This is a genomic window from Collinsella aerofaciens (assembly GCF_015670745.1).
In the GTDB taxonomy this organism is placed as follows: domain Bacteria; phylum Actinomycetota; class Coriobacteriia; order Coriobacteriales; family Coriobacteriaceae; genus Collinsella; species Collinsella aerofaciens_T.
Map to the genome: position 1 here is coordinate 36,692 of NZ_JADPCH010000007.1, position 13,076 is coordinate 49,767.

A 13,076-nucleotide genomic window follows, 5' to 3' on the forward strand; every position below is an offset into this window, starting at 1 on the left:
CTAGCAATCGATGCCGGGGCCGACGCCCAAGCCCTTACAGCTCGGCCACGACAACGCCGTTGTAGACCTCGTCCCAACGATCCATAACCAAGTGGCCAGTCATGGGATCCATGGCGTTGAGCTTGCCGCAGGTGTTGGCGGTACGCAGCACCGTCTCGTCGTCTGCGCCAGCAGCGATGGCATGTGCGAAGCCTGCGATAGTGGAGTCACCAGAGCCCGTGGCGTTAACGGCAGGGATATCGGGCGTCTTTGCGCGGAACGCACGGCCATTGTGGAAGCCAACGGAGCCGGCAGCGCCCATGGACACGACGACCCAGGGGATATCGGAGAAGCGGGCATCAGAGGCAAGCGCGGCGCGGAGCTCGTCCACATCGTCGGTGGTAAAGCTCGTGCCCAGAAGGCCGTTGATCTCGGTCAAGTTAGGCTTGACCAGCTCGGGCTTAATTTCGGACTTAAGGGCGGCCTCGAGCGAAGCACCCGAGGTATCGAGCAGCACCTTGGCGCCGGCGTTCTCGGCAATGCCCGTGATCTTGGCATAGTAGTCCGCCTCGACGCCGCGGGGCAGCGAACCCGAGATGGTAACGACATCGGCCTTGCTCGCAAGCTCGGTAAACTTGGCGGTAAAGGCATCGAGCTCCTCGGGGGCAATTGTCGGGCCGCTCTCGAGCAGCTCGGTCTGGTTGCCGGCGTGGAGGATGTTGAGGCAAATACGGGTCTCGCCCTTGATGGGCACAAAGTCGTTGTTAATACCGTTGGCGTCCATGAGCTCGGCCATGTAGGCGCCCATGTGGCCGCCGAGCAGACCGGTTGCCACAACGTCGTCGCCCAGCTGACCCAGTACACGGGCCACGTTGAGGCCCTTGCCGCCGGCGGTCTTTTCGGGCGTCACACGGTTGACGTCGTCGATAATGAGCTCATCGAGCTGATAGCGCGTATCGACAGACGGGTTCATCGTAACGGTGAGGATCATTTTTAGCTCCTTATCTCGCAGGCTCCTTATGCCTCGCGATACGAGTCGACAAAACGGAATTACAGAATCTCAATCGTGAACGAGCGAACGACGGTCTCCTTGGGCTTGGCGACAAGGCAGCCGCGCTTATGCTCAAGCACGTCGTCCTCATCGGAGCAGGTCGAAAGACCGCCCCAGGGCTCAACTGCCACAAAATCACCCTCGGGCTTGCTCCACACAATGAGGTACGGGAAGCCCTCAAAGCTCAGGCGAACACCCTTGTCCTCGCCCTTTTTGGAAAGCGTGACCTGACGGCTCTCGAGCACGTCAAAGATGGTCTCCGCAAAATCGAAGAGCTCATGTGACAGAGGCAGCGTCTTTCCCACCATGGGGTTCTTGGAGCGGTTGGTCACGTCAATCAAGCCAGTCGAGGGGACGGCAGTGCAAAGCTCAGCAGCCTCGTCTTTCTCAAAACGCAACTCGTAGTCCGTATAGGCCTCGCCCTCATCGAGCGGGCACCTAAAGCCGGGGTGTCCACCGATAAAGAAAGGCATGTCCTCGGTGCCCTCGTTGGTAACCTCATAGGAGACGCGCACGGCGGCGTCCTCGAGCGTATAGCGGGCGACAAGCTTAAACGGATACGGATAATCGCTCAGCAGCGCGGCGTTATCCTCCGAAGCCAGGCACATCGCTAGCTCGTTCTCGCTCTGGCTCAGCAGCTTCCACTCCTGTTTGCGCGCAAACCCATGGCGGGCGAGCTTCACATGATGTCCGGCAAACGTCATGGCGCTGTTATCGCGCAAACCTCCGCAAATCGGGAAGCAAATCGGTGCCTGGCCGGACCACACGGCGGGATCGCCCTGCCACAAGTACTCGCGACCTCCAGCCTCAATCGAGGTAAACGAACCACCGGCCGTGGAGACCTTGATAGAAATCGAATCGTTGGAGAGAGCGTATTCCATTGTCCATCCTTTCGAACAACTGCTTTTTGCTCGCAAGAACCCGTCTCGGCCCTGACCAAAGGACAAACCCGCACGTTCATCGATGCGTCCGGTTTCCCAGCCATGCAACGGGGTACCATACAGACATTGATGCAATTACAGCTGAAAGGCCTTCTTATGCGAACCATCATCCTTTATGCCTCACACCACCACGGCAATACGAAAAAGCTCGTGGACGCCATCGTCGAGGCGCACCCCGAGATCGATACCCTCGACGTGAAGTCACTCGGTAAAAACGAGTACCCCGACCTGCACGAATACCATCTGATCGGTGTCGCCACGGGCATCTATTACTCCGAGATCGACAAGGACATGGCACGCGTGCTCACGAACGTGCTGCAGCCGCAGGACAAGGTGTTTGGCCTTATGACCTACGGTGGCAAAAACAAGTGGTACGGCAAGGATATCGATGGCATCTGCCGCATGAGACAGGCCATCTTTATGGGTGTCTACGGCTGCCCCGGCTTTGATACGTGGGGGCCGTTCAAGCTCGCCGGCGGCGTCCAGAAGGGGCACCCAACTGCCGAAGAGATTAAGGGAGCCGTCGACTTCTTCGACAAAATCGAAGACGAGTACGGCGACATCATCGTCGAAGAGTATGCCAAGCGCGAGAAGCGTCTAGCCTACGAGAAGGAGCATCCTGCAGGAGGTCTGGTGGCCGGCGTCAAGCGCACGGCAAAGAAGATCGCTAACAAGCTGTAACTGTAAAGGTGCTTTTGAGCGTTTAACCCATACGGCGGGTCCGAGCAGATTCGGGCCCGCCGTCTTTTTCTATCGTTACTCGGTAAAGGCGTTGCCGACGCTCTGGCCGCCAACATACGTCTCGACGAGGGTGAGCTCATGGTCGAACACGACAAAGTCGGCGTCGCGACCCGGCATGATGCTGCCGCACTTATCCTCGATGTGTGCAGAGCGAGCCGGCACCTCAGTTGCCATGCGAATGGCGATATCGGCGCTGGCGATGCCCCAGTCGACGATGTTCTTGACGCCCTGGGCAAGCGTGAGCACCGAGCCGGCAATGCTCTTGCCGTCGGCGAGCCAGCACAGGTTGTCCTTCATGATGACGTCCATGCCGCCGCTGGTGTAGCTGCCCTCGGGCATGCCGCCGCAGCCAAGGCAGTCGGTGATGAGCACCGTGTGCTGCCAGCCCTTTGCCTGCAGCAGCGCCTTGATGGCGGCAGGGTTTACGTGCTTGCCGTCACAGATGATCTCGGCGTAGGTCTCGGGCGTGGACATGGCAGCGCCCACGACACCGGGCTCACGGTGATGCAGCCCGCGCTGGCCGTTATAGGTATGCGTAAAGCAGCTGGCACCGGCGTTGATGGCGGCGATGCACTCATCGTAGGTGGCGTCGGAGTGACCGATGCTGGTCACCACACCCTTGGCGTTCAGAGCAGCCGCATAAGCAGCGGCACCGTCGCGCTCGGCCGCCATGGCGCTCTTAACGATGCGACCGCCCGCAGCCTCCTGCCACTGATCGAAGACCTCCTCGGAGGGATCGATAAGATAAGCGGGGTTCTGCGCGCCCACGTGCTTCATGGTAAAGAAGGGGCCCTCCAGATAGATGCCCTGAATGCGAGCACCGCAGAAGTCAGGGCCGCGACCCTCGTCCGCCTGGGCGATGGCGGCGCAGGCATCCTTGATCTGCTCGACGCCATCGGTGAACGTCGTGGGCAGCCAGCTGGTGGTACCGCGACGGGCGAGCTCGGTCGAGCTGATATCAATGCCCTCGGGATCGTTATCGGTAGTCGAGTGGTTATAGAAGCCATGGATGTGAGTATCGACCATACCCGGTGCGATCCACGATCCCGTGTAGTCCTTGATCTCGCAAGAGGGCTCGTCGGCCTGCCAGGCGCCAAAAACGCCATCCTCGACCATAAGATAGCCGCCCAGTTGCGGGCCTGCCGGCAAGAAGAACTTGTCAGCCTTAATTGCGTACGTGCTCATATGCACTCCTTGCTTCTAAAGCAGTTGACTGTGGTAATGCTTATACCCGGTCCATGTAAAAACAAAAAGCGCCCGCCCGCCGTTATGAGCGGACGGGCGCCCTTACAGGGGGACGCGATTAAGCGGTGAAGGGGTGAATCGTCACACCCTTGACCACGCGGTTGACCGTGCCGGTGGGGCTCGGCGTATCGGGCGTGTTGCCCACGCGCACGGAGTTGAGCAGGCTGATAGCCTGGGCAAACATCACGAACGGCAGGGCAAGGTAGCCCTCGGGAAGCGCCTCGTAGCCCTTAAAGGTGAAGGACTCGCCCTCGTAGACGGTAGCGCCATCCTGCTGAACGGCAACGGTGTGCTGAGCAATCTTGTCGCCACCGATCTCGTTGAGGATGTCGATGTCGTACTGACGGGTGTAGGCGTCGTTGTTGACGAACACGAAGACGAGCGTCTTATCGTCGACGAAGGACTTAGGTCCGTGACGATAGCCCATGGAGGTGTCGTAGGAAGTAGCAACCAGACCGTGAGCGAGCTCGAGGATCTTGAGCTGGCTCTCCTGGGCAAGGCCACCGAAGGAGCCAGAACCCAAGTAGGTCACGCGGTTGAAGTCGCCAGCCAGGTAATCGGCGATCTCAGGCTCACGGGAGATGACCTCCTCGCCCATCTTGGCAATCGTCTCGACCCACTCGGCCTTCTGCTCGTCAGAGGCAGTGTCGAAAATAAGGGTGGAGAGCAGGGTCATGCAGGTGTAGGAACCGGTCATGGCGAAGCCCTTGTCGTTGGCGCGCGGGATGAGCAGCGTCAGCGCATTGGGATCATCGGCGGACTCGACGGCGAGCTTGCCCTCGGGAGCGCAGGTGATGTTGAGGAACTTGACGTTGTGGACGAGCTCCTTGGCAACGGCAACGGCGGCAAGGCTCTCGGGGCTGTTGCCAGAGCGGGCAAAGGAAACCACGAGCGTGGGATCCTCGGCGCGCAGGAAGTCGCGCGGGGCGCTCACGATGTCGGTCGTGGCGATGGGCTTAAAGTCGTAGAGATCAGTGTTGCCAGCGTGACGCAGGTACGGGGCGCAGGTATCGCCAACGTAGTCGGACGTACCGGCACCGGTGAAGACAACGGACAGACGACCCTCGCCCATAGCGCGAGCCTCGGCCAGGAAGGCCTCGATGGCCTCCTTGTTCTCGCGATAGATGTTGAGCGTATCACGCCAAAGCTCGGGCTGCTGAGCAATCTCGGCCGTGGTGATCTGGGCGCCGAGCTCGGTGAGCTCCTCGACACTCTTCTCGAACATTTCTAATACCTCTCTCTAGAAGTAATCCTCTGACGTGCAATTATACACTTCGGTTGGTTATCTGGTAGTAACCAGTTAAATGCAAAGAATCACCATATGGAAACGATGCGAGCACTAGTTACTGCGCTGGTGGTAAACCTTGTATTTAAACTGATCGGCACGAGCAACCGAGAGTGTGTACTCCACTACCTCGTTTGACTCGTTATACGTAGTCCTGACCAAATCGAGCACAGGCGAGCCCTCGACAATTCCCAAAAGGTGGGCATCGGTGGGACGGGCTATGCTCGCATAGAACTCCTCTTCGGCCACGCGAATCTTTTGCTGAAAGTCCTGCTCAATCACATCGTAAAGCGGCTTACGCTCCAGCAGCGGTCGCTTTAGGGACAGAAATTGACGAACCGGTAGATAGCTGCGTTCGACCATCATGGGCATGTTGTCGGCAGAACGAAGGCGCTTGAGCTTAAAAATGCGATCACCGATGCGCAATCCCATATGCTCGGCCAGATTCTTATCGGCCTCCATCTCGCAAAACTCGAGAATCGTGGTCTCGGGTTCTCGACCCATCGCGCGCATCTGCTCGGTAAAGCTGTAGGACTGCATAAGATTGGTTGCTTTTGCCGAACGGTCGGTCACAAAGGTACCGCGACCGTGCTGCCGAACCACCAGTCCTAAACGCTCCAGTTCCTGCAGAGCCAGGCGTACCGTAGTGCGCGAGAGACCATAGCGCTCCGAAAGTTCGCGCTCGGAAGGAATCATGTCACCGGCGCGATATTCATGGTCAATCTTTTCGGTCAGAATATCGACCAGCTGATCGTACAGCGGTTGCTTACGCGCTCCGATCGCCATCCTATCCTCCCTTTTGCTCGAATTCGGCTAACTACCTAGGGTGTTTAGCATTATCTGTCTGCCACACCCGAATCAACAAGAAAACAAAAGCCGCGCGCTCTTTCGAGCACGCGGCTTTTAACATACACATGGCTTAAGGGGTCGGGGTGTGAGCCGCGTAGGGACACACCCCTCAAGCTAGAGCCTTACCAGATGCTCGGCCAGAGACCAAGCGGGCCAGCGCCCAGGATGCCAAGGACGAAGAGCAGGAGAATGCCCTTGGTCGGGGTCCAGCTGTGCTTAGCGAACATGTAGTAAAGCAGCAGCGTAAGCATAAGCGGGACGAGCTTCGGGACGATGGTGTTGAGGGTGTCGGCAACAGAGAAGTTGACCGGATCCTCGGTAACGGTGCCGTAGGTAACGGACTCCATGCCGTTGCCCAGATCGGTGACGCCGCACTCGACAGCGTTGCCGTCGGCATCGGAAGCGGTGAGGGCGTTGCCGTCCTCATCGGTCATGGCGATGGTACCGGCCTCAGCGGTCTCGGTATCGATACCCTCCATACCGGTGAAGTTCTCGGCCTCCTTCTCGGAGACGATCACGGTAGTAGCGGAGAGGCCACGGGTGGTGCCGTTGGGGATCTGGAGGTTGATCTGGGTGCCACCCATGGTGACGACCAGGCAACCGACGACGAAGACGCCCATGATGGAAGCGGCACGCGTGAAGGCCTGCATGTTGGCGGTCAGAGCGTCAATAGCGCTGGTGCCAAGCTTGTAGGACCAGTTCATGAGCCAGAAGCGCAGAGCGAACTGGACGACGTTGAAGATCACCAGGAAGATGATCGGTGCAGCGGCGTTGCCGTTGATGGCCATGTTGGAGGTGATGCCGGCCGTGATAGGCACGAGCGTCAGCCAGAACAGGGCGTCACCGATACCACCGAGCGGGCCCATTGCGGCGACGCGGACGGCGCGGATCGTGGGGATGTCAACCTTGTTCTGCTCGAGCGAAAGCACGATGCCCATAACAAAGGTGACGAGGAACGGGTGGGTGTTGAAGAACTCCAGGTTGTGGCTCATGGAAGCCGCGAGGTCGTTCTTGTTGGTGTGGATCTTCTCCAGACCGGGGATGATGGAGTAAAGCCAGCCAGCGGCCTGCATGCGCTCGTAGTTGAACGATGCCTGCAGGAAGCAGGAGCGCCAAGCCATCTTGTTGAGGGTCTTCTGGTCGAGCTGCGGAGCAGGAGTGAGATCCTCGTAGTGCTCCGGGATCACATACTCATTAGATGCCATCTTCGAAGTCACCTCCGTCAGAAACAGCTGCACCCTTCAGCTCGGTCTGCTGCTGGAAGTCCCAGAAAGCGATGCCGAAGCCGATGAGAGCGAGGATGAGCAGAGCAGGGGTTGCCAGCGAATCGTTGGCAACGGTGATGAGCGCGAGGCCAAAGCCCATGAGGAAGAAGCCCCACATATCGCGGTTCATCATAACCTTGAGCAGGACGGCGAAGCCGACGAAGCGCATCATGCCGCCTGCAGCGGAGAGACCGGTCTGCAGCCAAGTCGGGATGGCAGAAGCGATGGTCTGACCGATGGTAGCGCCAGCGATGAAGAACAGGGTGACGACGACAGCGAAGATCAGGCCGAGCAGAGCCATGGCGAAGTAGTTCAGGCGCTCGATGCCCTTGGTGTCCGCGTTGTGAGCCATGTTATCGGCCGTGGACATAAGCGGGGACATAAGCGTGAAGACCAGGGTAACGCCGAGCTGGCCAAGCAGAGCGAACGGAATGGCGAGACCGACTGCCGCGTTGGGCTCGAGGCCCGTGGCGATAGCGAGAATGGCTGCCATGATGCCGCCGATGACGGCGTTAGGCGGCTGAGCGCCTCCGATCGGCATGTTGCCGATCGTCATGAGCTGATAGGTACCACCCACGAGAAGACCGGTGTTGAGGTCGCCAAGGATAAGACCGATGACGGCGCCGGTGACGATGGGCTGATAGAGAGACTCGAGGAAGTCAAACTGGTCGATTGCCGCGATGAACGTGACGACGAAGACCAGAGCGATCTGGATGATCGAGTATTCCATCTTGCTCCTCCTTTCAAAATGTATGTACGCACTTTGGATTTCACGTACAGAACGTCAGGGTTTCACTCCTGACAACGTGGATCACGAGGATTACGAGAAGAGCTTGCTCGTGTCCTCAACAGGCGTGCTCGGAACGCGCCTGATCTCCAACTCCACCCCCAATTCCTGCAGCTCTTTAAACGCAGCGACATCCTCGTCGTTAACTGCGACGGAGGTGGCGACTTGGCGCTTTCCTTCCGACATGTGCATGTTGCCGATGTTTACCTTCTTTATAGGCACACCGCCCTTGACGAGCGTAAGCACGTCTTCCGGTGTTTCGGCCACGATGAAGATCTTCTGGCGCGGGCTCGCCTTGCCAATGACGTCGATGGTCTTCTGCAGAGAGAAGAAACGCGTAGCGACGCCGGCGGGAGCGGCCATCTTCATGAGGTTCTGGCGCATGGTGTTGGACGCCACGTCGTCGTTGGCGACGAGGATGAGGTTGGAGCCCAGGGTGGAGTTCCACTGGGTGGCAACCTGACCATGAACCAGTCGGTTATCGATGCGGGTAAGAAGAATGTTGGGTTCTGCCATGTTGATCAGCTTCCTTTCGTTATTTGCTGACGACAGTTACTTGATCTCCTGAATCGCGTAACGCGAAACATCTACGACGGCTCCGGATCGGACTTTGATCTGGACCTTCTCGCCTTCGATGCCTTTGACGGTTCCGTAGATACCGCCGGCGAAAAGAACCTCTTGACCCGGCTTGAGCTCGGTGTGCAGCTCCTTGAAGTACTTCTGCTTCTTCTTCATGTTGATTTGCGACCAGATGGTGTAAATCAAGCCCATGATGACAAGCAGGCCTAAAAGGGCGACCGAGGAGCTCAGGACGTTGGCTCCGAAATCGGCCATTAGATGCCGTCCTCGTCGCCGAAGATATCCTCTTCGTCGGAGCCGGCAACGGATGCGACCGTCTGGGCGGTGATGCCCGTCTGGCCAACGGTCACGGCCTGCTCGCCAAGCTCGGCGAGCGTGGCGTTGCCGCGGAGGAACAGAAGCTCAATAACCATGGGAAGGTTGGTGCCGGTCAGAACCTCGACGTTGTCGACATCCTGGGCAATCATCATCGCCTGGTTGAACGGGGTGCCGCCAAGCAGGTCGGTAAAGACGAGCACGCCATCGCACTCCTCGCGCATGGCGGTAATAGCGGCGCGGAGATCCTCACCGTAGGAAGCAGCCTGGTCGCCCTCAAAAGGAACGACGGTAAAAGCGGGCTGGTCGCCAGCAACCATAGCGATAGCGCTTGCGAGGCCGGGTGCGAACTGTCCATGACCGGTAAGAATAAAGCCAACCATTCAAATTTCCCTTCCGAAGGTGTGTACGATCTGAGTCCGATGATTTTCGGAAGCCAGCGGGCGCTCGCCCTTAAAGCTTCTTAGAAAGCGTACTTTGAAGACCAGTGGTTTCTAAACTGGTAGTAACCACGTGACGTGTTGTTGTCACTATATCACCCCAGAAGAGGTCGCTTTCGTTGATTCATACGGTAAAACTTTTTTGCACCGCTCACGGTGATAAATCGACCGTTTACCGGTCGTTAACACTTCTACCTGCGGTTTTGAAACCGTTCCGAAATGCTTTGGCAAAAGATCGGATCTTTTCCTGTGTCTAAACAACGCAGGGCGGCTAAAAATAGCGTGTAGAAAAATTGCAGGTCATTGTGAAGATATGTGAATTGGTCTTTTTGACTTAATACCAGTTAGAACCAGTTTTGAGATTATCGGTGAACGGTAGTTTTCGACCGTTCACCGGTTACTTGCAATCGTTTGCAGTCGTTTTCCCAGATGAATTAGGGAAACACAATGGAGCGCTTGCGCGGGCGCGAGGCCTACCCCAGTGGTTTCGGCAGCAAAAAGCCCGCTAGAACGTTGTCCGTTCTAGCGGGCTAAATCAGGCAGATCGGCTAGCGCGCAGTAGTGCAGGCAAACCTTACGCAAACAGGCCGTAGATGCTGATGTTGGCCTTGGCGTAGAGGCCGTTCGCATACTCGGTCCACTTGGAGCTGGCGCTCGAAGCCTGCGAGGAATACTGCTGGTAGGCGGTGTAATAGGCGGTCATGGCCTGCTTATAGGTCGCACTATCGGCCGTAAAGGCATCGTCGGCAAAGGCCTTGGCATAGGTGCTGTCGGCGTCCTTCCAAGTGCCCTTCTCGCTATCCCACTCGTCACCGGCAAGGTTGATGATGTAGTCGGCGTAGTCCTTGCTCGCGGTCTCCTCGTTGCCGTCAGCAGGCTCGGTCGGAGCGGTCGGCATGCTTGCGGAGCTATCGCCCACCTTCTTCTTGTAGAGCTTCTGCAGCGTCGCAGACTGGCGGACGATCTGCTTGGCCTGATCCTTGGACACGCCGTACTGCGTGGCCATGGTCTTGTAGTCGGAGGTACCGATGGAATCCTCGGCGTACTGCTTCATTTCCTTGGAAGAGACGGTAATGCCCTCGTCCTCGGCAGCGTCCAGCAGAATCTGGTTGCGCACGTAGGACAGGATAACGTCGGCAGACGGAGCGGTGTAATTGCCGTCGTCGTTCTTGACGGTGTCGAGGCTATACTGGCTCTCGATGGCCTCACGCGCGGTGATGTCGCTCTTCTTGCCGTTGTAGCTATAGCTTGCCACGGTCGAATCGAGCTGGTCCTCGGTCAGGGTCGCCGAGCCGACGCCCTTGCCGCCAAAACCGCCATTGCCGATAAAGAAGCCGACCACGGCAGCGATCACGACGGCGACCACAAAGGCGGCAATCATCGTCTTCTTGTGCTTGGATGCGCGGTCGTCTTCGTCGGAACCCAGGATATCGTCGTCCTCGTCCTGCTCCTCGGGCATGAGGTTCTCGTCGGCGGCGTCCGCGGCGATCTTTGCCTCCAGGCGAGCGTCCTCCTCCTCGGCCGTCGTACCGGCGGCAATATGTTCGGCAGACGTACCGGCGACCAGATCGATCTTCTCCTCCTCATCACCATCGGGGCCTTCGCCGCGCTCGATGATCTGGATGCCGTCGATCTCGTCCTTCTCGTCCTTCTTTTGAATCAGACCCATATCAGTTACTCCTTGTTAGGAAACATAGTCCGCAATAGAATACGCCCGACAAAGCGCCGGGCGTATTGATTCTCAGGTTATACGCAAACACTTAAGTACTATTTAGGCGTTTGCAGTCTGCATGCCTTAGGCCAGGTGCGCGATAACGGCATCGGCAAAGGCCTGCGTGCCCACAGCGCCCTCAACGGAGCCGGTCTGGGCACGACGAACGTCGCCGGTAACCTGCTCACCCTCGTCGAGCGTGGCAGACACGGCGGCGCGGATACGATTGGCCGCATCATTCTCGCCCAGATGATCGAGCATCATAGCCGCAGACAGGATCTCGGCCGTGGGGTTGGCGATATCCTGGCCCGCGATATCGGGCGCGGAGCCGTGCGTTGCCTCAAAGATGGCGCAGTCGGCACCGATGTTGGAACCCGGGGCCATCCCTAAGCCGCCCACCAGGCCGGCGCACAGGTCACTCACGATGTCGCCGTACAGGTTGGGCAGCACCAGGACATCGAAGTCGTTGGGGTTCTGGACCAGACCCATGCAGGTGGCGTCGACGATCTTGTCGTTGAACTCGATATCGGGATAGTTGGCGGCCACCTCTCGCGCCACGCGCAGGAACAGGCCGTCGGTCGCCTTCATGATGTTGGCCTTGTGCACGGCCGTCACCTTTTTGCGGCCGCAACGGCGGGCATACTCAAAGGCATACTCCACAATGCGGCGGCTCTTGGCGATAGAGATCGGCTTGATCGAGATCGCGGAATCGACGGCGAAGGTCTTTTGGCCCGAACGCTCGACGAGCTGCGAGAGCTCCTCGACCTCGGCAGCGCCCTCATCGAACTCGATGCCGGCGTAGAGGTCCTCGGTGTTCTCGCGCACGATAACCAGGTCGACATCGCGGAAGCGCGAGCCGTCGCCCGGCTGCGACAGGCAGGGGCGCACGCAGGCGTACAGGTCGAAGTGCTTGCGCAGGGCCACGTTAACGCTGCGGAAACCCGTGCCGACCGGTGTGGTGATGGGACCCTTGATGGCAACCTTGGTCTCGGCGACCGCATCGAGCACGTGCTGGGGCAGCGGCGTGCCAAACTCGTCCATGACGCCGGCGCCGGCCTCCTGGACGTTCCAGTTGATCTGGACACCGGTGGCCTCGACCACGCGGCGCATGGCCTGCGTAATCTCGGGACCGATACCGTCACCGGGAATCAGGACTACATCGTGCGCCATAATCTGTTACTCCTCGTCTTCGGCGTCGTCAGATTTTTTAACGCTAGCACGCTTCTTCTTTTTGGAGAGATCAAGGTCAAAGCGTTTAACAAGCATTTCGCAAATCTCGCTCGAACGGGCTTTGAGATAGCTGCCCTTGCCGTTCTCGGCGTCGAACTTAAGGCGCAGCGCGAGCTTCTCGGCGACCTCGGCGTCAATCTCGCCCTGGCCAAACTCGTACAGGCAACCGAGCATGTCGCGATACTCGAGGTCGCCGTGGTAGCACTGGATGGCCTCGTCCAGGATGGGCCAAGCCTCGCGCGAACGCTCGACGCTCGTGGCGCCCCACACGCACAGCAGGCGGAAGGCAGCATAGCGCAGCGTGGAGGAGATCTCGTCGAACAGTGCGGTCTCGGCACCCTCAAAGGCATCGCCCAGCTGCTCGGGGCAGGTGGTGGCGAGCGCCGTCAGGGCATCGAGGGCCTCCCAGCGGGTCTGAGCCTCGGGGCGGTCGAGCGCCTCGATCAGCGCGGGCACGCAGGGCACGACGCGCTGCGGATCGCGCTCGGCAAGCAGGTGCAGCACGCGGGCGGCAAACTGGCGGATGCGGCGCGTGGGGCAGCCGAGTTCCTTGACCAGACGGTCGACGGCGTTCTCGTTCTCCTCTGCCAGCTGAAGCTGTGCCAGCTCCTCGTCGGTGAGCTGTTCGTCTTTGTTTTCTGCCATAGTTACCTCTTCT

Annotated in this window: 14 protein-coding genes; 1 reads left to right on the forward strand and 13 read right to left on the reverse strand. The window is 58.8% G+C overall.

The window, feature by feature from the left end:
• Nucleotides 1-34: 34 nt before the first annotated feature.
• Nucleotides 35-970: a hexose kinase gene (locus I4W07_RS03825; RefSeq protein WP_196025660.1), complete on the reverse strand. Its 936-nt coding sequence runs from the start codon at nucleotides 968-970 to the stop codon at nucleotides 35-37.
• 59 nt (nucleotides 971-1,029) lie between these two features.
• The gene (locus I4W07_RS03830) at nucleotides 1,030-1,911 is read right to left on the reverse strand and encodes an aldose 1-epimerase family protein (protein WP_196025661.1); all 882 of its coding nucleotides are present in this window, start codon (nucleotides 1,909-1,911) and stop codon (nucleotides 1,030-1,032) included.
• A gap of 156 nt (nucleotides 1,912-2,067) precedes the next feature.
• Here I4W07_RS03830 and I4W07_RS03835 point away from each other — a divergent pair, with 156 nt between their 5' ends.
• Entirely contained in the window at nucleotides 2,068-2,652 is a 585-nt protein-coding gene (locus I4W07_RS03835) for a flavodoxin domain-containing protein (RefSeq protein ID WP_230317461.1), read from the forward strand.
• 75 nt (nucleotides 2,653-2,727) lie between these two features.
• Here I4W07_RS03835 and nagA read toward each other — a convergent pair whose 3' ends face one another.
• From nagA to I4W07_RS03890, 11 genes are all read right to left on the reverse strand, one after another.
• Nucleotides 2,728-3,897 (reverse strand): N-acetylglucosamine-6-phosphate deacetylase, encoded by a 1,170-nt coding sequence (gene nagA / locus I4W07_RS03840; protein WP_022094606.1) that lies wholly within the window; start codon nucleotides 3,895-3,897, stop codon nucleotides 2,728-2,730.
• Nucleotides 3,898-4,015: 118 nt separating this feature from the next.
• Entirely contained in the window at nucleotides 4,016-5,182 is a 1,167-nt protein-coding gene (gene agaS, locus I4W07_RS03845; RefSeq protein WP_138374503.1) for an AgaS family sugar isomerase, read from the reverse strand.
• Between the two features lie 114 nt (nucleotides 5,183-5,296).
• Nucleotides 5,297-6,028 carry a GntR family transcriptional regulator gene (locus I4W07_RS03850; RefSeq protein ID WP_022094608.1) on the reverse strand — a complete coding sequence of 244 codons (732 nt, stop codon included), beginning with the start codon at nucleotides 6,026-6,028 and terminating at the stop codon, nucleotides 5,297-5,299.
• A gap of 185 nt (nucleotides 6,029-6,213) precedes the next feature.
• The gene (locus tag I4W07_RS03855; protein ID WP_022094609.1) at nucleotides 6,214-7,296 is read right to left on the reverse strand and encodes a PTS system mannose/fructose/sorbose family transporter subunit IID; all 1,083 of its coding nucleotides are present in this window, start codon (nucleotides 7,294-7,296) and stop codon (nucleotides 6,214-6,216) included.
• On the reverse strand, nucleotides 7,286-8,086 hold the full coding sequence (locus I4W07_RS03860; RefSeq protein ID WP_022094610.1) for a PTS mannose/fructose/sorbose/N-acetylgalactosamine transporter subunit IIC: 801 nt from the start codon (nucleotides 8,084-8,086) through the stop codon (nucleotides 7,286-7,288). The genes I4W07_RS03855 and I4W07_RS03860 overlap by 11 nt, the downstream gene beginning before the upstream one ends.
• Before the next feature lie 90 nt (nucleotides 8,087-8,176).
• The gene (agaV, locus tag I4W07_RS03865; RefSeq protein WP_022094611.1) at nucleotides 8,177-8,659 is read right to left on the reverse strand and encodes a PTS N-acetylgalactosamine transporter subunit IIB; all 483 of its coding nucleotides are present in this window, start codon (nucleotides 8,657-8,659) and stop codon (nucleotides 8,177-8,179) included.
• 36 nt (nucleotides 8,660-8,695) lie between these two features.
• A complete protein-coding gene (gene yajC / locus I4W07_RS03870; protein WP_022094612.1) occupies nucleotides 8,696-8,977 on the reverse strand; it encodes a preprotein translocase subunit YajC in 282 nt (93 codons plus the stop codon).
• Nucleotides 8,977-9,420, reverse strand: a complete 444-nt coding sequence (locus tag I4W07_RS03875; RefSeq protein ID WP_022094613.1) for a PTS sugar transporter subunit IIA — start codon at nucleotides 9,418-9,420, stop codon at nucleotides 8,977-8,979. The genes yajC and I4W07_RS03875 overlap by 1 nt, the downstream gene beginning before the upstream one ends.
• A 631-nt stretch (nucleotides 9,421-10,051) precedes the next feature.
• Nucleotides 10,052-11,146, reverse strand: coding sequence for a hypothetical protein (locus tag I4W07_RS03880; protein ID WP_196025663.1), 1,095 nt, complete (start codon nucleotides 11,144-11,146; stop codon nucleotides 10,052-10,054).
• Nucleotides 11,147-11,272: 126 nt separating this feature from the next.
• On the reverse strand, nucleotides 11,273-12,358 hold the full coding sequence (locus tag I4W07_RS03885; RefSeq protein WP_196025664.1) for an isocitrate/isopropylmalate dehydrogenase family protein: 1,086 nt from the start codon (nucleotides 12,356-12,358) through the stop codon (nucleotides 11,273-11,275).
• Nucleotides 12,359-12,364: 6 nt separating this feature from the next.
• A complete protein-coding gene (locus tag I4W07_RS03890) occupies nucleotides 12,365-13,063 on the reverse strand; it encodes a HEAT repeat domain-containing protein (protein ID WP_196025665.1) in 699 nt (232 codons plus the stop codon).
• Between the last annotated feature and the right edge of the window lie 13 nt (nucleotides 13,064-13,076).